This is a genomic window from Acidaminococcus sp. (assembly GCF_057597765.1).
In genome coordinates, this window is sequence record NZ_DBMBXK010000010.1 from 1 (window position 1) to 26025 (window position 26025).

General features: G+C 58.0%; 23 protein-coding genes. 17 read left to right on the forward strand and 6 right to left on the reverse strand.

The features are described from left to right. Positions 1 to 461: 461 nt before the first annotated feature. Complete coding sequence (gene gltS / locus ACZOF8_RS07680) at positions 462 to 1697, reverse strand: sodium/glutamate symporter (protein ID WP_487426733.1); 1236 nt, start codon at positions 1695 to 1697, stop codon at positions 462 to 464. Between the two features lie 294 nt (positions 1698 to 1991). On the opposite strand from gltS, the gene ACZOF8_RS07685 reads away from it, so the two are divergent. After that, positions 1992 to 3410 (forward strand): aspartate-alanine antiporter-like transporter, encoded by a 1419-nt coding sequence (locus tag ACZOF8_RS07685; RefSeq protein ID WP_288311557.1) that lies wholly within the window; start codon positions 1992 to 1994, stop codon positions 3408 to 3410. A gap of 284 nt (positions 3411 to 3694) precedes the next feature. Here ACZOF8_RS07685 and glsA read toward each other — a convergent pair whose 3' ends face one another. From glsA to ACZOF8_RS07700, 3 genes are all read right to left on the reverse strand, one after another. Then, positions 3695 to 4615, reverse strand: coding sequence for a glutaminase A (glsA, locus tag ACZOF8_RS07690; protein WP_374047539.1), 921 nt, complete (start codon positions 4613 to 4615; stop codon positions 3695 to 3697). Between the two features lie 48 nt (positions 4616 to 4663). After that, a complete protein-coding gene (locus ACZOF8_RS07695) occupies positions 4664 to 6067 on the reverse strand; it encodes an alanine/glycine:cation symporter family protein (protein ID WP_022487247.1) in 1404 nt (467 codons plus the stop codon). 103 nt (positions 6068 to 6170) lie between these two features. Further along, complete coding sequence (locus tag ACZOF8_RS07700; RefSeq protein WP_022487246.1) at positions 6171 to 7121, reverse strand: LysR family transcriptional regulator; 951 nt, start codon at positions 7119 to 7121, stop codon at positions 6171 to 6173. Positions 7122 to 7270: 149 nt separating this feature from the next. Here ACZOF8_RS07700 and ACZOF8_RS07705 point away from each other — a divergent pair, with 149 nt between their 5' ends. From ACZOF8_RS07705 to ACZOF8_RS07770, 14 genes are all read left to right on the forward strand, one after another. After that, entirely contained in the window at positions 7271 to 7900 is a 630-nt protein-coding gene (locus tag ACZOF8_RS07705) for a formate/nitrite transporter family protein (RefSeq protein ID WP_022487245.1), read from the forward strand. Between the two features lie 74 nt (positions 7901 to 7974). Beyond that, positions 7975 to 9147 (forward strand): iron-containing alcohol dehydrogenase, encoded by a 1173-nt coding sequence (locus tag ACZOF8_RS07710; protein ID WP_441373744.1) that lies wholly within the window; start codon positions 7975 to 7977, stop codon positions 9145 to 9147. A 101-nt stretch (positions 9148 to 9248) separates the two neighbouring features. After that, positions 9249 to 10115, forward strand: coding sequence for a DMT family transporter (locus tag ACZOF8_RS07715; protein ID WP_487426735.1), 867 nt, complete (start codon positions 9249 to 9251; stop codon positions 10113 to 10115). A gap of 333 nt (positions 10116 to 10448) precedes the next feature. Then, complete coding sequence (locus ACZOF8_RS07720) at positions 10449 to 10715, forward strand: DUF1653 domain-containing protein (RefSeq protein ID WP_154488719.1); 267 nt, start codon at positions 10449 to 10451, stop codon at positions 10713 to 10715. 139 nt (positions 10716 to 10854) lie between these two features. Then, complete coding sequence (locus tag ACZOF8_RS07725; protein ID WP_487426736.1) at positions 10855 to 11397, forward strand: biotin transporter BioY; 543 nt, start codon at positions 10855 to 10857, stop codon at positions 11395 to 11397. Positions 11398 to 11410: 13 nt separating this feature from the next. Next, entirely contained in the window at positions 11411 to 12097 is a 687-nt protein-coding gene (gene bioD / locus ACZOF8_RS07730) for a dethiobiotin synthase (protein ID WP_441368837.1), read from the forward strand. A gap of 10 nt (positions 12098 to 12107) precedes the next feature. Then, positions 12108 to 13445, forward strand: a complete 1338-nt coding sequence (gene bioA / locus ACZOF8_RS07735) for an adenosylmethionine--8-amino-7-oxononanoate transaminase (RefSeq protein ID WP_441373742.1) — start codon at positions 12108 to 12110, stop codon at positions 13443 to 13445. Between the two features lie 236 nt (positions 13446 to 13681). Beyond that, positions 13682 to 14917, forward strand: coding sequence for a M24 family metallopeptidase (locus ACZOF8_RS07740; protein WP_487426737.1), 1236 nt, complete (start codon positions 13682 to 13684; stop codon positions 14915 to 14917). Between the two features lie 94 nt (positions 14918 to 15011). Beyond that, positions 15012 to 15320 (forward strand): hypothetical protein, encoded by a 309-nt coding sequence (locus ACZOF8_RS07745; protein ID WP_279126641.1) that lies wholly within the window; start codon positions 15012 to 15014, stop codon positions 15318 to 15320. Further along, the gene (locus ACZOF8_RS07750) at positions 15317 to 15898 is read left to right on the forward strand and encodes a manganese efflux pump MntP (RefSeq protein WP_303225579.1); all 582 of its coding nucleotides are present in this window, start codon (positions 15317 to 15319) and stop codon (positions 15896 to 15898) included. The genes ACZOF8_RS07745 and ACZOF8_RS07750 overlap by 4 nt, the downstream gene beginning before the upstream one ends. Positions 15899 to 16272: 374 nt before the next feature. Further along, on the forward strand, positions 16273 to 17454 hold the full coding sequence (gene dinB, locus ACZOF8_RS07755; protein WP_022487235.1) for a DNA polymerase IV: 1182 nt from the start codon (positions 16273 to 16275) through the stop codon (positions 17452 to 17454). Positions 17455 to 17502: 48 nt separating this feature from the next. Continuing rightward, positions 17503 to 18381, forward strand: coding sequence for a DMT family transporter (locus ACZOF8_RS07760; protein WP_022487234.1), 879 nt, complete (start codon positions 17503 to 17505; stop codon positions 18379 to 18381). Between the two features lie 111 nt (positions 18382 to 18492). Beyond that, the gene (locus ACZOF8_RS07765) at positions 18493 to 19788 is read left to right on the forward strand and encodes an O-acetylhomoserine aminocarboxypropyltransferase/cysteine synthase family protein (RefSeq protein ID WP_154488433.1); all 1296 of its coding nucleotides are present in this window, start codon (positions 18493 to 18495) and stop codon (positions 19786 to 19788) included. Between the two features lie 137 nt (positions 19789 to 19925). Next, positions 19926 to 21266 carry an MATE family efflux transporter gene (locus ACZOF8_RS07770; RefSeq protein WP_022486676.1) on the forward strand — a complete coding sequence of 447 codons (1341 nt, stop codon included), beginning with the start codon at positions 19926 to 19928 and terminating at the stop codon, positions 21264 to 21266. A gap of 46 nt (positions 21267 to 21312) precedes the next feature. On the opposite strand, the gene ACZOF8_RS07775 is transcribed toward ACZOF8_RS07770, so the two are convergent. After that, the gene (locus tag ACZOF8_RS07775; RefSeq protein ID WP_022486675.1) at positions 21313 to 22413 is read right to left on the reverse strand and encodes a M20/M25/M40 family metallo-hydrolase; all 1101 of its coding nucleotides are present in this window, start codon (positions 22411 to 22413) and stop codon (positions 21313 to 21315) included. An 18-nt stretch (positions 22414 to 22431) separates the two neighbouring features. Further along, complete coding sequence (locus tag ACZOF8_RS07780) at positions 22432 to 23619, reverse strand: hypothetical protein (RefSeq protein WP_022486674.1); 1188 nt, start codon at positions 23617 to 23619, stop codon at positions 22432 to 22434. Between the two features lie 911 nt (positions 23620 to 24530). Between ACZOF8_RS07780 and ACZOF8_RS07785 the strand changes: the two genes are divergently transcribed. Together ACZOF8_RS07785 and ACZOF8_RS07790 are read left to right on the forward strand one after the other, a co-directional pair. Continuing rightward, complete coding sequence (locus ACZOF8_RS07785; RefSeq protein ID WP_022487862.1) at positions 24531 to 25025, forward strand: nitroreductase family protein; 495 nt, start codon at positions 24531 to 24533, stop codon at positions 25023 to 25025. Positions 25026 to 25040: 15 nt separating this feature from the next. Beyond that, complete coding sequence (locus ACZOF8_RS07790) at positions 25041 to 26009, forward strand: hydroxyacid dehydrogenase (RefSeq protein WP_022487863.1); 969 nt, start codon at positions 25041 to 25043, stop codon at positions 26007 to 26009. Positions 26010 to 26025: the final 16 nt, after the last annotated feature.

Sequence of the window (26025 nt, forward strand, 5' to 3'; positions counted from 1 at the left end):
GCCCTTATACGCCGAAAGTACTCGACTGGAAACGGTCCGGGAGGATAGGGAGCTGCCGGTTAGGAAAATTCCGCATCTGATGGATGCGGAATTTTTTTTGTGTCAGCAGTCAGCTGTCAACGGTCAGCGGGCGATGGAGGAAACCCGCCAGGGACAGGTTTCTTTGAAGGGAAACGCAGCCTGTGGGCTGCTAACCCACCACCATTGCGCAGGCGCAACGGTCCCCCGCCCTTGAAAAGGGCGGATATACGCTGGGGCTTCAGGCACAAGGGCATTGCCCGCGTGCCTGCTATCCGCCCTTTTCAAGGGCGGGGGTATCCATGCGCAGCATGGGTGGTGGGTTAGCAGCACCGGCTGCGTCCGGAATCGAAGAAACCCGCCATTCGGCGGGTTTCTACCTTCGGCCGCTGTCCGCTGACAGCAAAGAGGGTGCTGCACGCTTTTTGCAGCACCCTCTTTGCTTACTTCGGCATTACGAAGAACTTGATGAAGGCTATGGTCTGGGGCTGGTAGATTACGTCCACCAGGAAGGCCCCTACAATGGGGACAATCATGAAGGCTTTCCGGCTCATGCCGTATTTGTCTTTGACGGCGGTCATGTTCACGATGGCGGAGGGGGTGGCTCCCAGCCCGTGGCCGCAGAGCCCGGCGCACATGACGGCTGCGTCATAATTGCCTCCCAGGACCTTGAAGATCACGAACCGGCAGGCCAGGACCATGAACACCACCTGGGCCGCCACAACCAGCACTACGCCGCCCAGGAGCCCGGACAGTTCCCACAGCCGCAGGGTCATGAGGGCGATGGCCAGGTACAGGTTCAGCATCACATCTCCGATGCCGTCCACCAGGGAGAAATTGAACTGATAGAAATAGTATTTTTCATTCAGGTTCCGGAGGATCACGGCGGTGAACATGGCCCCTACATAGGTGGGGAAGCTCATGTGGATCAGTTTCCCGATCCAGCCGGAGATCATGGAGCCGATGGCCATGCAGCACAGGATGGCGGTGACGTTCTTGATAATGTCCAGGGAGCTGAGTTTTTCCTGGGAAGCGGCGTTGACTTTTTCCACATCCGTGTCGAAGTTTTCCGTGGGATCCGGTTCCAGATGGTACTTTTCAATGAGCATCCGGGCTACCGGGCCCCCTACCAGCACCGCGGAGATGAGACCGAAGGTGGCGGCGGCCATGCCCACTTCCAGTCCGGCAGGATAGCCCATGGACACGAAGGTCTTTCCATAGGCGGCTGCGGCGCCGTGGCCCCCGATCATGGAAATGGCGCTGGCCAGCAGGGCATAGGGGGCTTCAATGCCGAAGATCTTGGAAAAGGCGATGCCGATGCCATTCTGACAGATGGAGACGATGCCGGACACCAGCCAGTAGATGATCAGCAGGGCTCCGCCTTTTTTCAGCAGGGTGATGCTGGCGCCCAGGCCTACGGTGGTGAAGAAGGCCAGCATGAAAGGATCCTGGAAATAGGTGTCGAATTTGAATCCGTAGGCTCCGGTCTGGTGGCCGATGAAGGTGATGAACATGAACAGGAATCCTCCCACCACAGGAGCCGGGATGCAGTATTTCCGGAGGGCGGAACTCTTCCCCTTCACCCAGTATCCCAAAAGCAGCATGACGGCTGCCAGGGCGGCGGTAAAAATGGCATCTGCCTTGAAAGTCAGGACATTTTTCAGCATAATGATGGACATGGAACATCGCTTCCTTTCTGAGTAAAAATGCAGAAATCATATATATTATATATTGTAACGAAATATGGATAGTTTTAAAAGAATTCAGAAAGATTTAGAAGAACGTGATCTGAAAATGTTACAAAAGCAACATTCGAGTTAAAAATACTGGACACAGACCATAAAATATCTTAATATACAAAAAATAAAAATAACTTTTCAGAACTATTGTCTATTTCACCAATCTCCTGTACAATATACGCATATTTATTTTTATTCTTTTTCTTATTCTTTTTTAGAGGGGGACAACTTCATATGCAATTCAATCTGATTGCCTTTATCTTCAATCCCTTGGTTCTGCTGTTTGCCACCATGGCACTGGGGAACCTGTTTGGGGAACTGAAATTCCGGAAGTTTAAATTCGGGATTACCGGGACCCTGTTCATCGGCCTGGGCATCGGGTATTTCCTGACCCAGTATGCCGCCACTTTCGAAAAGGGCAGCAAGTACTACGCTGCCGCTCTGAAGGTGATGCAGGGGAAAGTCATCGACGGCTCCCTGATGAACCTGTCTCTGCTGATCTTCATTGTAGGGACCGGGCTGCTGGCCGCCAAAGACATGAAATATGCCATCAACAAATTCGGAAAACAGTTTGTGGCCCTGGCCATTTTCATTCCTTTTGTAGGGGCTGTAGCTTCCTATGGATTTTCTCAGACCCTCGACAACCTGAGTCCGTACCAGATCACCGGTACCTACACCGGTGCCCTCACCAGTTCGGCCGGTCTGGCTGCCGCTACGGAATCTTCCGACAGCGAATCCAGACGGCTGGCCCAGGATTTTGTCAACCAGCCTGAAAAGGCCCAGAAGAAGATCCTGGCCATTGTGAACGGGGCCAAAACCCGGGATGCCAAACTCCGGGGCACTCCTGTTCCGGAAACCATGACTCTGGAAAACACCCAATCCCTGAGCCCGGAAGATGTGGAAGTCTTCGTGACGGAAGCCAAGGCCGGCGTAGGGGTGGGCCACTCCATCGGGTATCCCTTCGGGGTGCTGTTCCTGATCCTGGGGATCAACGTAATTCCCAAAATCTTCGGGTTTGATGTTGAGGAAGAAAAAAAGAAATATTTCGCCCAAAAGGCCATTGATATCAAGAACAACGAAAAGCTGGCGGCTTCCACCATGCCGGAAGTGCCCATGGATTTCGTCGGGTTCTCCCTGGCGGCGTTCCTGGGGTATGTGCTGGGTTCCATCAAGATTTACATGGGGCCCCTGGGGATGTTCTCTCTGGGTTCCACCGGCGGTGCCATCCTGGTTTCCCTGGGGCTGGGCTCCATTGGGAAAGTGGGTCCTGTGAACTTCCGGATGAACTCCACGGTGCTGGGGAAGATGCGGACCTATTTCCTGTCCGTGTTCCTGGCAGGTACCGGCCTGAACTACGGGTTCCGGGTCGTTGATGCCATTACCGGGGCCGGATACATGATCGTAATCATTTCCTCCCTGGTGGCCATCCTGTCCGTGCTGTTCGGGTTCCTGCTGGGGCGCTATGCCTTCCACATCAACTGGACCCTGCTCAGCGGGGCCATTACCGGGGGCATGACTTCCGCTCCCGGCCTGGGGGCTGCCGTGGATGCCCTGGAATGCGATGAACCGGCGGTGTCCTACGGGGCTACCCAGCCTCTGGCCACCCTGTTCATGGTAATCTTTTCCATTATTATCCATAAATTGCCGATCTGAGTGAAAGGGGGTGTTGCACGCTGCGTGCAACACCCCCTTAGCTGTAGAGCCGCATAGCGGCTCAAGTCTGGAGTCTGAAGTCTGGAGCCGAAGGTGAAATTTGCAAGCAAATTTTTGAACATGCAGAACCTTTGGCCGAAATGATCTCTTAGACTGATTTCGATTCTTGTTCTACAGAATCAAAAGGATCCGCCTAGCCAGGCGGATCCTATCCTGAGGCTTCCGACTCCCGACTCCTGACTTCCGACTAAGGGGCTGTTGCGCAAGCAACAGCCCCTTTTTTTTTAGAATTCCTTCGTATCAAACACATGCAGCCCCAGGGAGTCGGAGAGGACCCGGAGGATCCGTTCGCCGCCCACGCTGTTGCCTTTTTTGTTCAGCATGGGACCGAAGGTGCCGATGCCGATGCCGTGCCGGGCGATGGCGCAGATGCCGCCGCCCACGCCGCTTTTGCTGGGCATGCCGACCTTCACGGCGTATTCTCCGGATTCATCGTACATGCCGCAGAGCATCATCAGGGTGGTGACGATCCGGACGATGGTGGAATCCACCAGCTGTTCCCCGGTGGTGGGATCCACCCCGTGGTTGGACAGGATCATGCCGTAATGGGCCAGGTCCCGGGCGGTGACCATCACCGAGCACATGCGGAAGTATACATCCAGTACTTCTTCCGGTTCCCCGTCCAGCACATTGTCGCTTTTCAGCAGGAAGGCAATGGAACGGTTCCGGGTGCCGGTTTTCTTTTCCGACTGATAGACGGACTGATTCAGGCTGATTTTGGGGTTGCCGCACAGTTTCCGGACCAGGTCCAGGAAGCTCTGGAAGGGATCCGGAGCCTCGATGCAGCTGGCGGTGACGATAGCCCCAGCGTTGATCATGGGGTTGAAGGGACGCCAGTCTTTCAGCTCCAGCTGGAGGATGCTGTCGAACCGGTCGCCTGTGGGCTCCATGCCGATTTTGCTGAAGACCTTGTCATAGCCGGCGGTCTGGAGGGCCAGGATCAGGGAGAAGGTTTTGGAAATGCTCTGCATGGTGAAGGGGATGTCATAATCCCCGGCACAGTATTCCGACCCGTCCTTCCGCATCAGGCAGACTCCCAGGTTCCCGGAGTTGGCTTTGGCCAGTTCCGGGATGTAGCTGGCCACCTTGCCCTCGTACAGCACATTCCGTCCTTCTTCCAGGGCTTTTTCCAGGATCCGCTGGATCTCTTCTTTGTCCATGACCATAATGGCACTCTTCCTTTCTTGTTTTGTTTATTTCCAGAAGTCCAGTTCTTCCGGTTTCAGCCCCAGGGCCGTTCCCTTGAAGTGAGGATCCAGTCCGGCGGCTTTCTGCATTCTGTAATCTTCATAGGCCTTGACCACCACACTCCCCAGGAGCACGCAGGCAGTCAGGTTGATCAGGGTCATGCCCCCCATCATAATGTCCGCCAGATCCCAGGCAGCGGCCATGGGGATGATGGCGCCCACAAAGACGATGAGCACGGCATACAGTTTAAAGGCTTTCATGAACCCGGAACCGGGCATTTTTTTGTGGTTCAGATAGGCCAGGCCGTTTTCACAGTAGTAGATGTTCCCGATCAGGGTGGTGAAGGAGAACAGCAGCATGGCTACGGTAATGAACCAGGGACCGAAGTTCCCCAAGACTTTGTGGAGGGATGTCTGGACCCAGACGGCTCCGGCGTTTTCCGCGTTTCCAGGCACTTCGGACACCAGGCACATAAGGGCGGTGGCGTTGCACAGAATCACCGTATCGATGTAGACGGACAGCATCTGGACCAGGCCCTGTTTCACCGGATGGGTGGTGGAGGCTGCAGCTGCCGCGTTGGGGGCGGATCCTACACCGGCTTCATTGGAATACAGGCCCCGTTTGATGCCCATGACCAGGCAGGAACCGCCGATGCCGCTGAAAATAGCCTTGAAGTTGAAGGCGTCAGCCATGATGGTTTCCAGCACCCGGGGCAGTTCCCCGAAGTTCATCACCAGTACCACAATGGAAACGATTACATAGGCAACCCCCATGAAGGGCACCAGGATGCCAGCAGCCTTTTCGATGCTTTTGGCACCGCCCATGACACAGGCTCCCACCAGAGCCGCCAGGATGGCCCCGATGATGGCCGGAGTCACCGCAGGATCATAGAAGCTGTACACGGAGAAGGTGGACTGGGTGTTGTAGGAGCACAGCAGGTTGAAGCCGCAGGAGTAGGTGAGCAGCAGGAATACGGCAAAGGCCGTGGCCAGGGCCTTGTTGTGGAGGGCATCTTCGATGTAGTAGGCAGGGCCTCCGTAGGCGGAACCGTCCGGACGTTTCCGTTTGAACACCTGGGCCAGGGTGCATTCCGTAAAAGAGGAAGCGGCTCCGATAATGGCCATGACGGTCATCCAGAAAATGGCTCCCGGGCCACCCAGGCAGATGGCGGTGGAAACCCCGATGATATTCCCGGTGCCCACACAGGAAGCGGTGGAGACCATCAGGGCCTGGAAGGGGGACGTGCCTCCGTCCTTGGGCTTTACCATCAGGAGCCGGATGGCTTCCGGCAGCATGCGGACCTGGACGAAGCCCATACGGAAACTGAAGTAGAGACCGGCGGCCCCCATGACCACCAGTAGGATCGGATAGTACAGGATACTGTCTACGGCATCGAGAAATTCCATCATCTTGTTGTTCCTCCCGTTCTGAATTTATAAGCTTTTCTATAAATTCATTATAAGAGAAGAATTAAGTATCGGGGAAATAGATGATGTACATGGGGGCCATTTATCATGCCGATGAAGGATGTTCTCCCTGGAGCCGGGTATACCGTTCCCGGAGCAGCTGGATGAAATCGTTTTCCATCCGGGACAGCATGGCGCCTTCCCGGAGAATCGCTCCGAACCGGAGGTGTTCGCTGCAGTCCAAGAGAGGAACGGAGACCACCTTGTACAGGGAATCCTGTCCCTGGAATTCCATGATCCCCACCGTGAAGAAATTGGTCCGGGAGAGAAGGGCCATCTGTTCCTGCCGGTCGTTGACGTAGATCACTTTCCGGGTATCGTTCAGATCGATGGGGCCTTTTTCCGTGCTGAGGTGGTAGATGAAATCCTCATATTGGCCGATGTACCGGACGAAGCCGTAATCCCGGAGATCCTGAAGGTGGATGCCCTTCCGGCCGAACCGTCGGACCAGCTCATGGTCAGAGGACAGGCACACATAGGGACGGAACGCGGCCAGGGGGATGTAGTGGAGCCCCTGCTGGGAAAAATAGGCCTCCAGATCATCCCGGCGGGTGGCCATGTGGATCACTCCCACGTTGGAATAGCCGTTCTTCACCTGGGAGATCACATCCAAGGTGGCGGCTTCGCAAAGATGGTTGGAAAAGCTTTCCGCATCCTGGTAGCGCCGGCATATTTCGTTGAAACATTCGGCGGTGTGGGAAAAACGGGTCATGCTTACGTTCAGGCAGCCGCAGTCCTGCTTCCGGGCGGAGGAAAGGTGCTGGAGCTGGTCCATTTCCCGGAGGATCACCTTGGAATGGGCCAGGATCCGCTGGCCGTCCAGGGTCAGCCGGGTGCCCTGGCTGGTGCGCCGGAACAGGGTCAGGCCCATTTCCTTTTCCAGCTGTTTGATGATGTGGCTGAGCTGGGGCTGGGATATGTACATGGCTTTGGCCGCCCGGGTAATGGACCCGTACTGGGCCACGGCGGCAAAATAGCGAAGATTGTTGGTGTCCATGGGAACCTCCTGGTGTGATGTCAGCTGTATTATAACATAATTTTAAATTTTCACTGTCTTTTTTTGACGATTTCCCGATAGGGGGTGTGGTATATTTCGGGTACAACCCATCAATGGAATGGAATTCCAATAATTCAAGGAGGAATCTTATGAAGCTGACGAAAATACTGCCTTCTTCCCTTGCGGCAGGGTTCTGTATCGGACTGGGGGGAGCGGTGTTCCTGCTCCAGACGGAGAAGCTGGTGGGAGCGGTGCTGTTCTGCATCGGTCTTTGCACCATCTGCGAAATGCAGTTCCACCTGTTCACCGGCCGGGTGTGCTATGCCCTGGAACAGCCTTTGTGGCGCTGGCTCCAGTTCCCGGTGATCTGGATCGGCAACTGGCTGGGGGCCGGGCTGGCGGCCAACCTGTTGTTTCTGACCCGGATGGGGCCGGCGGCCCGGAAGGCGGCCCAGGCCCTGGTGATGGCCAAAAACGGGGATACCTTCCTGAGCCTGTTCGTGCTGGGGTTCTTCTGCAATCTCTTCGTGTTCATTGCGGTGGAAGGGTACAAAACCTTTCCCCATGTGCTGGGGAAATACCTGGCTATTTTCGTGGGGATCACCGTGTTCATCATGAGTGGCTATGAACACAGTGTGGCGGACATGTTCTATTATTTCATGGCGGGCCAGATGGACCAGGAAACCCTGGTGCGGCTCCTGGTGATCACCGCCGGCAATGTGTGCGGAGGGATCACCGCCTGGGGGGCCCGGCAGGCAGGGCGCCGGGCGGCCCGGTAAAAGGGGGAACGGGACTGGCATCCGGAGGGCTTTTTTGCTATACTCGAAGTATATTCTGCTGAGGGGGCGTTAGGATGAATCCATTTCAAATTGACATACCCACGAAAGTGCTGTTTGGAGCCGGGCAGCTGAACCAGCTCCATGGCCAGGAATTGCCGGGGAAAAAGGCCCTGATCGTGATTTCCTGCGGGAAATCCACCCGGGCCAACGGCTATCTGGACCGGACGGAAAAGGAACTGGCGGCGGCCGGAGTGGCTGCGGCGGTGTTCGACAGGATCCAGGCCAATCCCACCCTGGAAAGTGTGGGACAGGGAGCCCGGGCTGCCCGGGAACTGGGAGCGGACCTGATCGTGGCCCTGGGTGGAGGCTCGGTGATGGATGCCGCCAAGGCCATTGCCCTTATGGCGGTGAACGAGGGGAATTTATGGGACTATGTGGGATCCGGCACCGGCAAAGGACAGAAACATGCCCGCCGGGCCCTGCCGGTGATCGCCATTACCACCACTGCAGGCACCGGTTCGGAAGTGGATGCCACCAGCGTAATCACCAACCAGGAAACCCATGAAAAGATTGGGCTGAAATTCCCGGATCTGTATCCCTTCCTGGCCATTGTGGATCCGGAACTGATGGTGACGGTGCCGCCCCGGCTTACGGCGTTCCAGGGGTTCGATGCCCTGTTCCACAGCCTGGAAACCTATGTGAACCGGAAGGCCAATCTCATGAGCGACATGGTGGCTTCCACTGCCATCCGGAACATCGGGACATTCCTGCCCCAGGCAGTGGCCCAGGGCAGCAGCCTGGAAGCCCGGACCCACATGGCCTTTGCCAACACCCTGTCCGGCTATGCCATGGTCCTGGGAGGCTGCACCAGCGAACATTCCCTGGAACATGCCATGAGTGCCTACCATGAAGCCCTGCCCCATGGTGCCGGGCTGATCATGGTTTCCCTGGCCTATTTCGGCTGGCTGGCAGAGCACCATGTGTGTGATGACCGGCTGACGGATCTGGCCCGGTTCCTGGGCCGGAAGGAGGCCCGGGGGCCGGAGGACTTCCTGGCGGCCCTGGCCGATCTCCAGAAAGCCTGCGGCGTGGACGGATTGAAAATGAGCGATTACGGGATTGCTCCGGATGAATTCCCCAAAATGGCGGAAAATGCCATGACCGCCATGAAAGGCCTGTTTGCCAACGACCGGATGGCCCTGACCCGGGAAGACTGTGTGGCCATTTACCAGAAAGCCTATCGGTAAAACAGGTTGTACAAAGGTGGTACAACTTAGGTTGTCGGGGCTGTTGCTTCGGCAACAGCCCCCTTTTTTCCCAAACTGAAGCAAAGGACGGAAACCATTCCATGAATTTTTCATTTCTCTCTCCCCGGGGGCAGATGCTCCTGTCTTTGGCCATTTTCGGCACCATCGGTCTGGTGCGCCGGTTCATCCCTCTGGGCTCTGTGCCTCTGGCCTTTCTCCGGGCCACCCTGGGGTGTCTGACTCTGCTGGTGCTGATGCAGGGGGGCCATATCCCCTTCCACCGGGACCGGCTGAAGGCCCGTGCCCCGAAGCTGCTGCTCAGCGGCCTTCTCCTGGGGCTGGACCGGGTGTTCTTTTTTGAAGCCTTCAACCATACCACCGTGGCCATTGCCACCCTGTGCTACTACATGGCTCCGGTGTTCATGCTGGCGGCAGCCCCTCTGGTGTTCCATGAGACCATCAGCCGCCGGAAGCTGGTGTGCGCGGCCATTACCATCGGGGGCATGCTGCTGGTATCCGGGGTGCTGGGCTCCAACGGGGACATGGGTGATATTGCCGGAGTCCTGTATGCTCTGGCCGGTGCCCTTTTCTATGCCGGGATCATTGTGCTGAGCAAGACCATCCAGGGCCTGGATTCCTATGAACAGACGGCGGTGCAGCTGGGGACGGCGGCCTTTTTCCTGCTGGCCTACTGCCTGGTCACCGGACAGCTGGATTTCCACACCATGACGGCCGCCGGCTGGGGGCTGACCCTGCTCTTGGGGATCGTCCATACCGGGCTGGCCTACGGGATCTATTTCGGCAGCCTGACCCAGGTGCCGGCCCAGACCACCGCCATCCTCAGCTATGTGGATCCGGTAGTGGCTGTGTGTATTTCCGTATTCGTGCTCCAGGAGCCCATTACGGAGCTCCAGCTGGCCGGGATCTGCCTGGTGCTGGGGGGCATGATCAGCGGAGAGAGGAAGTAGGGCTGCAGGCCGGTCAACGGTCAGCTGTCAACGGTCGAAGGAAGGCCGGCATCCGCCGGCCTTTGAAGGGAAACGCAGCTGGCGCTGCTAACCCACCACCATTGCGCAAGCGCAACGGTCCCCCGCCCTTGCAAAGGGGCGGATATACGCTCGGGCCTCTGGCCCTTGCTTGCGGCACAAGGGCGTAAGCCCGATGTGCCATTTATCCGCCCTTTTCAAGGGCGGGGGACCAGCCGTGAGGCTGGTGGTGGGTTAGCATCCAACGGATGCGTTTATCATTAAAGAAACCCGCCTGCTGCGGGTTCCTTTATTTTAATTACAAGGAGAATGAAAATGGAAAACCGTATTTTTCATCCAGGTGACATTGTCCGGCATTTTAAACGGGAACGGCTGACGGAGGAGGAGAAACGGACCAACCGGTACCTGTACCAGATCATCGGCCCGGCGGTCCATTCGGAAACCCGGGAGCCTTTGATGGTGTACCAGGCCCTCTACGGAGATTTCGGACTCTACGTCCGCCCCTCTGCCATGTTCTACAGCGAAGTGGATCATAAGAAGTATCCGGAAGTGAAGCAGAAGTACCGGTTTGAGAAGGTGTAAGGGCTGTCGGTTGACAGCTGACAAAAAGGTGAGCTGCATTGCAGCTCACCTTTTACGTTAACTATACCAAAATACTAGGTTGACGAAATAGACCATTTCCTGTATGGTGAGGAAGTCTGAAAATTCTGGAGGTGAGGCTGTGCGTTTGCGTGAAATGGTGTTGTGCGGGCTGTTCATTGCCCTGGTGGCAGTGGGGGCTCTGATCCGGATCCCGGTGGGGAGCGATGTGTACACCCTGCAGTTCATGTTCACCCTGCTGGCGGGACTGCTGCTGGGAGCCCGGCTGGGAGCCCTGGCCGTAGGGACCTATGTGGTCATGGGCCTTGTGGGGATCCCGGTGTTTGCTTCGGGAGGAGGGCCTTCTTATGTGCTCCAGCCCACCTTTGGGTATCTGGTGGGGTTTACCATCCAGGCCTGGGTCTGCGGGAAGCTGGCCCGGCAGGGAACTGCTGAGGTGACCCTGTCCCGGCTCCTGGGGATCAACCTGGTGGGGATGGTCATCGTCTATGTGCTGGGGATCAGCTATTTCTGGCTGTCCTCCAACTATCTGGTCCAGGCCCCCATCGGCTTCTGGGCGGCCCTGTGGTACTGCGGGGTACTCCAGGTGGTGTCGGATTTCCTCCTGTGCCTGGGAGCGGCCTTTGTAGGGCTCCGGTGCCGGAAAGCGGGAATCTGGGTGTAAGGAGAGGAATGCAATGGGCAAAGCGATATTCATTACGGGAACGGGTACGGATGTGGGGAAGACCTATGTGACCGGGCTTCTGGTGAAGAAGATCCGGGAAGCGGGGCTGGACGGCAGCTACTACAAGGCCGCCCTCAGCGGGGCGGAACCGGACGGAAACGGGAAACTGGTGCCCGGGGATGCGGCCTGGGTGAAGGAAACCGCCGGGATCCCGGACCCTCTGGAAGATCTGGTGACCTATGTGTACCGGGAAGCGGTGTCCCCTCATCTGGCGGCCCGGATCAACAACCATCCGGTGGACCTGGACAAGATCCGGCAGGCCTTCCGGAAGGCCAAAGACCGGCACCAGTATCTTACCATGGAAGGCAGCGGGGGCATCCTGTGTCCTCTGGGCTGGGAAAAGGCTCACCACCTGCTGCTGGAGGAAATGATCCAGGCTCTGGACCTGGGCTGCCTTCTGGTGGCGGATGGGGGACTGGGGACCATCAACAGTACGGTGCTGACGGTGGAATATCTCCGGCACCGGGCCATTCCTGTCCGGGGAATCCTGTTCAACCGGTGGAAACCGGGAGACCGGATGCAGGAAGACAACCGGATCATGGTGGAGGAACTTACCGGCCTGCCGGTGCTGGCCTGTGTAAAGGAAGGGGACCGGGAACTGGAAGGCCCTCTGGACAGACTGCTGGAAACCTATACCTAAGGAGGCGAAAATGGAACACAAAACGATGGAACAGCGGGACCTGGACCTGATCTGGCATCCCTGTTCACAAATGAAAGATTACGAAACCCTGCCTCCCATGGTCATCGATCATGCCCAGGGAGTCTGGCTCTACGACATCCACGGCAAAGCCTATCTGGACATTGTCAGCTCCTGGTGGGCCAATCTGCTGGGCCACCGGAATCCGGTGCTCAATGGACGGATCAAAGACCAGCTGGACAAACTGGAACATGTGATCTTTGCCAATTTCACCCATGCCCCGGCCATTACCCTGGCGGAACGGCTGAAGGCCCTGGTGCCGGAAGGGCTGTGCCGGTTCCAGTTCCACGACAACGGATCGGCGGCAGTGGAAGCGGCTCTGAAGCTGTGTTTCCAGTACTGGGCCCAGACCGGCCATCCGGAAAAACAGCGGTTCATGTGCCTGACGGAAGGGTATCACGGAGAAACCATCGGGGCTCTGTCCGTGGGGAGCATGGATCTGTTCGCCAAACTGTACAAGCCCATGATGATGGACAACATCCATGTGGAAGCCCCGGACTGTTTCCGCTGCCCCTATGGAAAGGACCGGCACCACTGCCGGTGTGAATGCTTCGCCAAAGCGGAAGAAGCCTTTGCCCTCCACGGCCGGGAAACTGCCGCCATGATCGTGGAGCCCCTGCTCCAGGGCAGCGCCGGCATGCGTGTGTACCCGGTTCTCTATCTCCAAAAGCTCCGGGCGCTGTGCGATGCCTATGAGGTGAAGCTGATCGCCGACGAAATCGCTACGGGCTTCGGCCGGACCGGTACCCTGTTCGCCTGCGGCCAGGCCGGGATCACCCCGGATGTGCTGTGCCTGTCCAAAGGACTGACCGGAGGGTACCTGCCCATGTCCCTGACGGTGACCACCCGGGAGATCTATGAGGCCTTCTACGATGATTACGGCAAGCATAAGGCCTTTCTCCACAGCCACACCTATGCCGGGAATCCCCTGGGGTGTGCGGCGGCCCACGGGGTGCTGGATGTGTTGGAACAGGAACAGATCCTGCCCCGGGCCCGGGAAACCGCCCGGTGGCTCACTGGAGAAATGGAAGCCCGGTTCGGGAACCATCCCCTGGTGGGAGAAATCCGCCACATCGGCCTGATCCACGCCCTGGAACTGGTTGCGGACAAAAAGACCAAACGGCCCTTCCCGGCGGAAAAACGGCTGGGGTATCACTTCTATCAAAAGGCCCTGGAACAGGGACTGGTACTCCGGCCTTTGGGAGATGTGCTGTATTTCAACCCGCCTCTCACCATTACCCGGGCGGAGCTGACCCAGGCCATGGATATCCTGGAACAGGTGCTGGCCTGAGAGCCGGCTACCTGGGAAAAGGTAAACCAAAAATAAAATGAAGTTGACATAAAACAGAACCTGTCCTATAATAAGGACAACGAATTCAACGAGCCTGATTTCGTCCTGGTCCGTCCCTCCGGATCAGCATCATGAGGAACTCCCAGAAGGAGCTGCTGTACCTTTTTCGTGCAGCAGCTCCTTTTTCGTGGTAAGATGGGGACATTCCCAGTAAAACAACAGGAGGAAAACATCCTATGACCATTTTGGAACATGATATCCTGATCAGCGAAGATCTGCGCCGGGTACCCCGGGAGGAACTGGAAAACCGGCTGGCCCGGCTTCGGGAGGCCCTGTCCCGGCAGGATCCGGCCTGGCAGTTGGCGGTGATCACCGACAAGCTGGACATGTATTATTTTACCGGTACCATGCAGGAGGGTGCCTTCCTGGTCCGTCCCCAGGACGCCATTTTGTGGGTGCGCCGGAGCCTGGCCCGGGCTCTCAACGAAAGTCTCCTGCCGGAAGGGTGGATCCGGCGGATGCACAGCTACCGGCAACCGGCGGAGTACTACGGGGACGCCCTGCCCCGGGAAGTGTACCTGGATGAAAAGCACACCTCCCTGGAATGGCTCCGGTTCTTCCGGAAATATTTCCCTTTTGAAGTCCGGAAAAACCTGGATCCGGTGCTCAGCGGCCTCCGGAGCGTGAAAAGCGGCTATGAACTGGCTCTTTTGAGCCGCAGCGGCCGGATACATGCGGACGTGCTGATGCACGAGGCTCCGGTTTTCCTGAAGGTGGGGATCAGCGAAGCGGAACTGGCCATCCAGCTGTACCTGCGGATGGTGCTGAAAGGCAGCCAGGGGGTGGCACGGACCAACCGGCCTACCGGGGAAGATGCCATCGGCCTGGCTTCCTTCGGGAAAAGCGCCCTGGTGCGGACCGCTTTTGACGGCCCCGGGGGCACCAGCGGCACCTGTGTGGCGGTCCAGAGCATCGGGTCGGCCTTCCGGCTGTTGAAGCCGGGCCGGCTGGTGTACCTGGACATTCCCTGCGGAGTGGACGGGTACAATACGGACAAGACGGTGGTGTACTATTTCGGGGACCTGGACCGGGATCCGGCCAAAGAGGAAATCCTCCGGGCCTACAATTACTGTCTGAATCTGGAACAGCAGACCCTGGCTCTTTTGAAACCGGGAGCGGTGCTGGGGGACATTTACGACCAGGTGATGGGGGACTTCGATCCTTATTATGAAAAGATGTTCATGAACGGAGGCCGGTTCCTGGGCCACAGCATCGGCATGTGCATGGATGAGACCCCGGTGATCGCCGGGGGGGTGAAGGACCGGGTAGAGGAAAACATGGTCTTTGCAGTGGAACCCAAGATCGCCCTGCCGGGACTGGGCATGGTGGGCACGGAAAACACCTACCGGATCGGTCCTGACGGGCCGGTGTGCCTGACGGGAGATTCCCAGCCTCTGCGGGTTGTCCGTTGATTTCAGACCGGGGAAAATGATAAAATAACAAGATACAATCAATGGGGCCCTGCCTGCGGAAAGGGCCCGGAAACAAGGGGAGTTAAAAAGAAATATGACAGCAGAAGAAACGGGACTCCTGGACAAACAGGACTTCCTGGAACAGAAAGAAGTCATCAAAAAGCAGATCCTGGGGAACGGGAAGCTGACCGGGGCGGAAAAACGCCAGACCCTTCAGGTGCTGGAAGGATTCGGGAAATCCGTCCTCCAGGGAGGGGTACGCCAGCACGGGATCACCAAGGCCATGCTGAAGACGGCTCTGCCGGTGTTTGGAAAGATGAGCGAAGACAAGCGGCACAATGAAAAGGAACTGCGGGTATTGAAGTTCCTGACCTATTTCGTCCTCCAGGGGATCCGGAAATGAGTGCCCTGACTCTCTTCCTGCTGGCGGTGTCCCTGTCCATGGATGCCTTTGCGGTTTCCGTCTGCGGGGGACTGAAAATGGAAGGTAGGGAACGGTTCAGGGGAGGCCTGATTTTCGGAGCCTGGTTCGGAGTGTTCCAGGCCCTGATGCCGTTTGTCGGCTACGAACTGGGAAGCCATTTCGCCAGGGTGGCGGAAGCCTATTCCCACTGGATTATCTTTGTGATCCTGGCCTACATCGGCTGGAACATGATCAAAGAGGCCGGGGAGGACCAGGAAAAAGAAAAGATCACCGGATTCCGGACCATGCTGGGTCTGGCGGTGGCCACCAGCCTGGATGCCCTGGGGGTGGGCGTGGGATTCGCCTTCCTGGATATCCGGATCCTGCCGGCGGTGCTGGAAATCGGCACCATCACCTTCTGCCTGTCCTTCCTGGGCTGCGCCTGCGGTTCGGTAATCGGCATGTGGGGCAAGGAACGGGCAGAAAAAGCAGGGGGCTTCGTCCTGCTGCTGATCGGCCTGAAGGCTGTCATCGAGCACTACGGGATCCTGGACAACTGGACGCCGTTTTTGTTCTAAGCCAGCGGAGCTGGCATCCTTCGGCCATTGACGGGGGTACTGCATGCTGCGTGTAACACTCCGGTCTCAAGAGCCGCATAGCGGATTGGTCTCGAGTCTCGAGTCCCGAGCCGAATGAGAAATTTGCAGGCAAATTTTTGAACGTGTAAATCGGTACCGTAGGGGCTGCACGCCGGGCAGCCCGCCAAATCATCGATTATCTGTGCATTTTGCGGGGCGCCGGGCCTGCGCCCCCTACGGTTATACACAATAAGAAGAACCTGGCTGAAGGACAGGTTCTATCCAGGGTCTCGAGACTCACGACTCGAGACCCGAGACCTTAAAAAAGGGCTGTTGCACAAGCAACAGCCCTTTTCCAAAAGGAGGACATCAAAATGGTCCGTCAGCGGTACATCATGCATGTGGATATGGATGCGTTCTTTGCTTCGGTGGAGCAGCTGGATCATCCGGAATACCGGGGAAAACCGGTGATTGTGGGAGGGCTTTCCGGCCGGGGAGTGGTGTCCACCTGCTCCTATGAAGCCCGGAAATTCGGGGTCCATTCCGCCATGCCCATGACCACGGCCCGGCGGCTCTGTCCTCAGGCCATCTATGTCCAGGGCCGGTATGACCGGTATACGGAAATCTCCCGGGAGATCCGGGGGATCTTCCGGGAATTTTCTCCGGTGGTGGAGCCCTTGTCCATCGATGAAGCCTTCCTGGACCTTACGGGTATGGAGGCCCTGGCCGGGGATGTGTATGCCCTGGGACCCAGGATCAAACAGGTGATCCGGGAAAAAACCGGCCTTACCGCTTCCGTGGGGCTGGCCCCCAACAAATTCCTGGCCAAACTGGCCAGCGATCTCCGGAAGCCGGACGGGCTGGTGATCATCCGGCCGGAAGAGGCGGCGGCCTTCATCGGGCCCCTGCCGGTGGGACGGATCTTTGGATTGGGGCAGAAATCCGTGGGGGCCCTGAAAAAAATGGGCATCCGGACCATTGGCCAGCTGGCGGGCTGCGATCCCCGGATCCTGCGGCCTCTTTTGGGGAAAAACGCGGAGGAAATCCGGGACCGGGCCCGGGGCCTGGACAGCCGTCCGGTGGTGCCGGACGAACAGCGGAAATCCCTGGGGAAGGAGAACACATTCCCGGTGGATCTGGTGGGGCCGGAAACCTGTCTGGGAGCCCTGTGGGACCTGTGCCAGCAGGTAGGGTGGCGGCTCCGGTGCGCCGGCCTGTCCGGCTGCACGGTAACTCTGAAGGTGAAGACCGCCGGCTTCCAGCTGCTGACCCGGAGCCGGACGGTGGAGGAACCGGTTTGCCAGGATGAGGCCCTGATGGAACAGATCCGTCTCCTGGCCCGGCAGCTGCCCTGGACCCAGCCGGTTCGGCTTTTGGGAGTCAGCGTCAGCCACCTGGTGCCTGGAGGATCCCAGAGCCTGGCTGTGGAAGATGCACGGCAGGAAAAGCGGAACCGGGCCCTGGACGCCCTGAAGCAGCGGTTCGGGGAGGATATTATCCGGAAGGGCTGGAATCAGGGGGAAACCCGTCTGGTCAGAGAACGGGAAAAAAGGTAGAATAGAACTGTCTGAAGGGGGGGCCGGAGGACGGAAAGGAGACGGCTGATGGAACGGAAGAAGAAAATCGGTGTGGGGATGGTCCTACTGGGGGCCACTCTGTGGGGCAGCAGCAGCAACAGTGTGGAATACCTGATGGTGGATCAGCATTTCACCTGGTCCACCATCCTGTTCTGGCGGATGATCTGTACCGGGATCTCCTTCCTGGGAATCTGCCTGTTCCAGAAGCAGGATCTTCTGGCCCCCTTGAAAAACGACTGGAAATGGATGATGAAGTTCATTGTCCTGGGGCTGTATCTCATGCAGGTGACCTTTTTCAAGGCCATCTACTACAGCAATGCGGCCACAGCCACGGTGCTCCAGTACACCATGCCCGCCATCCTGCTGCTCATGTACCTGGTGAAGGACCGGCGGCTGCCCACTCGGCGGGAAGTGCTGGCGGTGGTGCTGGCTCTTCTGGGGACGGCCCTCATTGCCACCAAGGGCCAGGGGGCGTCCCTGGCGGTCTCCCGGGAGGCGCTGGTGTACGGGATCCTGGGGGCCTTCGGTATGGCTTTCTATACGGCCTATGCGGCGGTACTGCTGAAAAAGTACAGCTGCTTCCTGATCCTGGGCTGGAGCAGCCTGGGGAATGCCTTGCTCCTGAAACTGTTCCACCATCCCACTCTGGAGGGGGCCGTCCTGGACATCCACACGGCGGCGGCTTTTGGGATCCTGTTCGTGCTGGGGACCCTGGTGGCCTATTATGTGTACCTGGAGAGCACCAAATACATCCCTCCGGCGGAAACCGGGGCCCTGGCGGCTTTTGAACCTCTCTCCGCCTACTTTTTCTCCGTGGCGGTCATGGGGAACCGGGTGGGGCTGGTGGAACTGCTGGGGGCTCTGTGCATCATCGTCATGGTCTGTGTATTGGCCCGGAATGACTGATGGAAAAAAAGATTGCAAATTCTATTGACAGCCAGGGTTTGAGTCCCTATAATGTAAATCATACTAAAGCGGTAGTAATTAAAGCGGAGATTATTTTGGGAGGCCAAGACAATGAGCGAAGAAAAGAAATACCATTTTGAAACTCTGCAGCTCCATGTGGGGCAGGAACAGGCGGATCCCGCCACTGATTCCCGGGCAGTGCCCATTTACCAGACCACGTCCTATGTGTTCCGGAACAGCCAGCATGCTGCTGACCGGTTCGCCCTGAAGGATGCCGGGAATGTGTACGGCCGTCTCACCAACCCTACGGAAGACGTTTTTGAAAAACGGATCGCCGCCCTGGAAGGCGGGGTGGCAGCTCTGGCTACGGCCAGCGGCGCCGCTGCCGTGACCTACGCCATGCAGGCCCTGGTCCATGCCGGTCAGCACATTGTCTGCGCCACCACCGTATACGGCGGCACCTACAACCTGTTCGAACACACCTTCCCTGATTTCGGCATTGAAACCACTTTCGTGGATCCCACCAAAGGGGTCCAGGTCTTCGAAGAGGCCGTACGGGAAAACACCCAGGCCATTTACATTGAATCCGTGGGCAACCCCAATGCCAACCTGATCGACATCGAGGCCGTGGCCGCCATTGCCCACAAACACAAGATCCCTCTGGTTGTGGACAGCACTTTTGCCACTCCTTACCTGCTGCGGCCCTTTGAACACGGGGCTGATGTGGTAGTCCATTCCGCTACCAAATTCATCGGCGGCCATGGCACCACCCTGGGGGGCATCATCGTGGACAGCGGCAAGTTCGACTGGGTGGCTTCCGGCCGGTTCCCCTGGCTGGTTGACCCCAACCCCAGCTACCATGGGATTAGCTTTGCCAAAGACGTGGGCCCTGCCGCCTATGTAACCTATATCCGGACCCTGATCCTCCGGGATACCGGGGCCACCATTTCTCCCTTCAACGCGTTCCTGCTGCTCCAGGGCACCGAAACCCTGTCCCTGCGGGTGGAACGTCAGGTGGAAAACGCCTTGAAAGTGGTGGACTTCCTGGCCCAGGATTCCCATGTGGCCAAGGTGAACCATCCTTCCCTGCCCAACCATCCGGATCATGAACTGTACAAGAAGTACTTCCCCAACGGCGGGATTTCCATCTTTACCTTTGAAATCAAAGGAGGCGCCGCTGCTGCCCAGAAGTTCATCGACCATCTGAAGATCTTCTCCCTCCTGGCCAATGTGGCGGATGTGAAGAGCCTGGTGATCCATCCGGCTTCCACCACCCATTCCCAGATGAACGAAGAAGAACTGGCAGCTTCCGGGATTACCCCGGCCACCATCCGGCTGTCCATCGGCACGGAACATATCGACGACATCATCGACGATCTGAAGCAGGCCTTCGCGGCTTTGGATTGATAAGAAAAGGGGCTGTTGCATGGGCAACAGCCCCTTTTTTGGGCCCGGGACCGGGGGTGTGAATTTTTTCACACCCTCTTTTTTCTATGTTATAATTAAAGTTACTTATATCAAATCAACGAAAGGCAGGGATCCCCATGGTCCGTACCACAACCAAAGACATGACTTCCGGCAGCATTCCCCGGCTTATCCTGGAATTTGCCCTGCCTCTGATGATCGGGAATATTTTCCAGATGCTGTACAACACGGTGGATTCCATTGTGGTGGGGAATTTTGTGGGGACCCAGGCCCTGGCGGCGGTGAGTTCCACCACCATGATCACCAACATGTCCGTTTTCTTTTTCAACGGATTCTCCATTGGGGCTACGGTGATCATCGGGAAATGCTTCGGAGCCAAGGACCACGGCCTGCTCCACCGGGCGGTGGAAACCACCATGGCGGCCACCTTCTGCCTGTGCGTGCTGTTCACGGTGTTTTTCTTTGCCGGCACGGATTTCATGCTCCAGTTCATGAAGACTCCGGCGGATGTGTTCGACCAGGCGGCCCTCTATCTCCGGATCTATTTTGCCGGGGTCACCGGGCTTCTGGTGTACAATATGGGCAGCGGGGTGCTCCGGGCGGTAGGGGACACCAAGCGGCCCCTGTATTTCCTGATCCTTACCAGCATCCTGAACATTGTCCTGGATCTGCTGTTTGTGCTGGTGTTCCACTGGGGAATCGCCGGGGTGGCCTATGCCACCATCATCGCTCAGTTCATTTCCGCCGGAGCCACCCTGGGGGTGCTGCTCCGGACCCGGGATGTGTACCGGTTCTCCTTCGGGGACCTGTGCCTGGACCGGAACCTGCTGAGTCAGATTTTCCGGGTGGGGCTGCCTACCGCCGTCCAGAGCATCATCACTTCTTTTTCCAACATTTTCGTCCAGTCCTACATCAACTTCTTCGGGGCCACGGTAATGGCCGGATGGGGCTGCTACAACAAGCTGGACCAGTTCGTCATGCTGCCCATCCTGTCCATGGCCATGGCAGCCACCACCTTCGTGGCCCAGAACATCGGGGCCAAAAAGGAAAAACGGGCCAACGACGGGACCGTGTCCTCCATCCTTCTGAGCCTGGTTATTACCGGGGCCATTGCCGCCCTGCTGTTCATTTTTGCTGATTTCTCCCTGCGGCTGTTCACCGGGGACGAAGCGGTGATCCAGTCCGGGGTGGGATTCATACACGTGAACATCTTCTTCCTGCTGTGCAACTGTGTGAACCAGGTGCTGGCCGGTGCCCTCCGGGGCCGGGGAGATTCCATGGGGCCCATGGTGATCATGCTCCTGTCCTTTGTGCTGGTCCGGCAGATCTACCTGTACATCATGACCCGGTACATCAGCAATACCCCCCTCACCGTAGGTTTCGGCTACCCGGTGGGCTGGACCACCTGCTGCGTGCTGGAGGTACTGTATTTCTGGATGTATTGGAAGAATAGAAAATAAGGATTGCTGACCAAAGGGGCTGTTGCTCTTGCAACAGCCCCTTTTTTTATTCCACCATCTCTATCAGCTTCTCCACCAGTTCTCCGCTCCGGGTGAAGCTTTCCAGGTCCAGGTTCTCTTCTTTGGTATGGTTCTTGGTGTAGCCGGTGGCTATGCCCAGGGAAGGGAGGCCTTTGGCGTTGAAAATGTTGGCGTCCATGCCTCCGCCTCCCTGTTCGATCCGGGGCTGGATGCCCATGGCCTTCAGGGCCCGGCAGGCCAGAGCCACTACCGGCTCCTTTTCCTCCAGCCGGAAGGGGGCGAAGGAAATCTCCGCACTGGAAGTGACCTGGGCTCCGGTGCCCTGGACGCTTTCCTCACAGTGCCGGCGGAAATAGGCCATGTAGTCTTCCAGCTTCTTCCGGTCCCGGCTGCGGCTTTCTCCTTTCACCCAGGCCCGGTCGCAGACAATGTTGGTGGCGGTGTTCCCGGTGCCCAGCAGGGGGAAGTTGGAAACCGTCTCTGCATCCAGCCGGCCGTCCTTCAGGGTATCCAGCAGGTGGCACAGGATGTGGGCGGCGTTGATGCCCTTTTCCGGTTCGTTGCCGGCATGGGCGGCTTTGCCCCGGACTTCCGCCTGGAGCTTGGCCAGACCGGGGGCTCCGTTGATCAGCCGGCCCAGGGTGCCCGGGCTGTCCATTACATAACAGAAAGGACTCTGGAACTGGGACAGGTCCAGGGCCCGGCCGCCCCACAGGTTGGCTTCTTCCCCCACGGTAAAGGCGATTTCCAGACGGGGCAGAGGCTTGCGGGAGGCCAGGGCCCGGCGGACCCCGTCCAGGATGGCGCAAAGGCCGCTTACATCATCGGCGGCCAGGATGGTGGTGCCGTCGGACACCAGGTATCCGTCTTTTTCCTGAGGGCGGATGTGGAAGCCGTTGGCCACCCGGTCCATATGGCTGCAGAACAGGATGGAACCGGGCCGGTCCCCTTCCCGGAAGGCCGCCAGGTTCCCGGTATTCCCTCCAAAGGTATCCCCTGCCCGGTCTTCCGTTACCGTAAAGCCCAGGGCCCGGAGTTTTCCGGCAAGGGTGTCCGCAATGGCCCGTTCCTTGCCGGAAGCGGAATCAATCTGTACCAGCTCTTTGAACTCTTCAACAATATCCATAGGTTTCTCCCTTCTTTTTTACAGGATCTTGGCCATAATGGTGGCCACTACAATGGAAAGCACCGTTACGGAAGTGAAGCCGGAAATCACATAGGCAGTGCCAATGCGTTTTTCCAGGTAGTCGATTTCTTCCGGAGTCTTTCCCACGGTTTTGGCGATTTCCTCACTGATCAGCTGGGTGCCGGGATAACCGATCATCTGGCACATGGCGATGCCGATGCACAGGTCCTTGTCTCCCACGATCTTCCACAGAGGCAGGATCTTAAAGGCCAGGACGATGCCGGCTACGGTTACGGCGAACACGGCCACCACGGTGATCCCCAGCTGGCCCAGCATGCTGAAATCCACTTTGGCCAGAGAGGGGACGATGGCGGTAAGGGCCCCGAAAATGAAGAAGCCGCTGGCGTTGGCGTTTTTCTTGATCAGGTTGGCAGGCACCAGCCCCAGGTTCCGGAGCACCAGGCCGATGATCATGCACCACAGGAACATCCCCACCCAGTTGTGGGTCAGTTTGCCGCCGATGGTGCCCAGCCAGGCACTGGCGGCCCCGATGCACAGGCTGATGTAGATGGTGAACCGGCGGGTGTTCCGTTCCGCCCAGCTCTGCCGGGGGCTGTCCTGGGGAATCTCTTCCCGGGTCAGGACGCTGTCCGGATCCGCTGCCTTCTGCTGCCGGTATTCTTCCACATACCGGCGGGCGGCTTTCAGACCGAAGTAGGAGGCGGGCAGGGTGCCCACGAATTTCTGGGTGGCATAGAGGAAGGCGGCCAGGGCGGCGGTCATGGCCAGTCCCTGGTCTGTGGCGGCTTTGACCATGGTGGTGGTGGCGATGATGCCTCCGTTGATCACCGGTGCCGCAGCCAAGGCGTTGGCCCGGCCGATGAAGGGAATCAGCACCAGGCAGGAGGCAATGGCAATGGCCATGGCGATGCAGCTGGCGGCCACGGACCGCCATTCCCGCTTCAGCATGGCCAGGTCAATGGTGGTGCCCATGTTCAGCAGCAGCATCACCATGGAAATGGGCCCCAGGGTGGTGAGACCGGCCTGTTTGATGATGTCTGCCGGAATGATCTTGAAAATGAACAGGACCAGAAAGGTCATCATAATGACGAAAAGAGAAGAAAGCCGGGCCCGGGTCAGCTGGGAAATCAGATCCCCGAAAGCAAAAACGGCCAGGACAATCAGCAGTGCAGTCCACATGGTCATAAAAACATACCCCCCGAAAATAAAATGAGGGCGGTGAAGGAGTTTCCCGCCCCGGATAAAAGAATACGGCAGTTTACCTGAGCAAACTGAAAATATGAATGAAATTTTAACACGTGGCGGCAGGGAAGTCAATAATTTCAGGTACATTTATCCATTGTTTACTGATGGATGTTTACGGTTGCAATAAAAATATAAGTTTGCAAATAGAAACATTACAAAAGTAACGGAGCATGGCCGCCCAGAGGGCAGAAGCGTCTATACTCTTTCAACCGCGAAAGCTCTCCGCCGGGAGGGCAGACCCGTTCGTCCCTGGCGGGAGGCTCACAGCCTATCGCCTTGCCCTGACGGTCAAAGGCAGCGGCTACGGACCAGGAAGCCGGACCCTATCGCCCGCGTGCTCCACCCCAGGAGCGACGACACCCGGCGTTGTCCCGCCGACTCCTCCTGGGCCTGCCCTCCCGGCTCCCGAAGAATCGACGTATACTCGTGCAAAGTGCCAGCAAGGCCGGAGACCAAATCCGTCCTGCAGGAGTGGTCCAGATGTGTCCCCCTGCGACGGATGCGACGAATAGGAGCAACCTAGTCCCGTGGAGCAAGGGGGAAAGGACCCGCGTTAGCGGGTAGAGGGTTCTCCCCAGGCGGGGATACACCTTTCTTATATAGAGAAAGTACAAGGCCTCTGGCCGAATCCCACCACCATGCTCCGCACAGACCCCAGCCGCGGCATAAGCGACCGCCAACGTTGCCGAAGTGTCGGGCGCCTGCTTATACCCTTCCCAGGGCGGGCTTTGGGACCGCCAGGGTGAAAGTATAGTACAGCCGGCGGGCCGCTGGTTGTGCGGCCCCTATTGCAGGAAACCTACTGCTTTGGTATAGTAGGCTTACGAATATGGGAAAAGGAGATCCTGAATATGGAAAATTTGTTTCATCGTATCAGTATAAGGAAATATCTGAACAAACCGGTGGAAAAAGAAAAGATCTTGGAAATCCTCCGGGCGGCCATGGCGGCTCCTTCTGCCTGCAACCAGCGTCCCTGGCGCTTTACCGTGGTGACGGACCGGGAAAAGATCCGGGAACTGGCGGCCGTCAGCCAGTATTCCGTTTTTGCTGCAGCGGCTCCGGTGATTCTGGTTATCAGCTATCGGAAAGACTGCCTGCTGCCGGAGTTTGCTCCGGTGGACACCAGTGCGGCCCTGGAAAATCTCTGGATCGAAACCGATGCCCAGGGACTGGGAGGCGTCTGGATGGGGGTCTATCCCCGGCCTGAAAGGATGGCGGCTGTAGGGAAGATTGCCGGCCTGCCGGCGGAAGAAGAAGCTTTTGCCATGTTCTCCCTGGGGTATCCGGGAGAGGAAACCAGGAAGCATGACCGGTTCCAGGAAGAATGGATCCGGTGGATCGAGTAAACAGGGAGGTGCCTGATGAAATTCGTACTGAGCCTGCCCCTGGCCCCGGCGGGGATGGAAATGATGGAAAAACTGGGGATCCAGTGGGAAGTGGGTCCCGGCTTAAACTGGGAAGAATACCCCGATGCCCTTTTGGAAAGTGCTGATGCTCTCATTGTCCGGCTGGAAAAATGTCCGGAATCCGTGCTCCGCCGGTGCCCCAACCTGAAGGTGCTGGGACGCCCGGGGATGGGCTTTGAAAATGTGCCGGTGGACTACTGCACCAGGCGGGGGATCCCGGTGGTGCTGGCTCCCGGGGCCAATGCCCGGAGCGTGGCGGAACATGCCCTGGCCCTGATCTTTGCCTGTGCCAAGGATCTGAAGGAAATGGACGCCGAGAACCGGAAAGGGAACTGGGGGATCCGGGCCCAGGGAAAACAGATGGAACTGGCCGGGAAAACCGTGGGCATCGTGGGGGTAGGCGGCATCGGCAGCCTGCTGGCCCATCTGTGCCGGGCCCTGGGCATGGACTGCCTGGGCTGGAGCCATTCCCGGAACCGGGCCCGGGTGGAGGACGCGGGCTGCCGGTATGGGGACACCCTGGAGGAAGTGCTCCGGGAAAGCGATTTCGTGTCCCTCCATGTACCTCTGCTGGAAGAGACCCGGCATTTCATCGGAGCCCGGGAACTGGCCATGATGAAACCCACCGCCTTTCTCATCAACACGGCCCGGGGAGCGGTGGTGGATGAACAGGCCCTGGCGGATGCGGTGAACCAGGGCGTCATTGCCGGGGCCGGCGTGGACGTGTATGGGACAGAACCGGCGGATCTGGACAACCCGGTGTTCACGGCGCCCCGGATCCTCTGCACTCCTCACAGCGCCGCTCTGACCCCTGATTCCTGGGCCCGGATGGCCTGCGCCGCCGTGGAAGGCTGTTACGCCGTATGCCAGGGAAAAGAATGGAAGGGCGTGGCCAATCCGGAGGTGTGGGGGAGAAAATCTTGACATACTTCCTGTATTT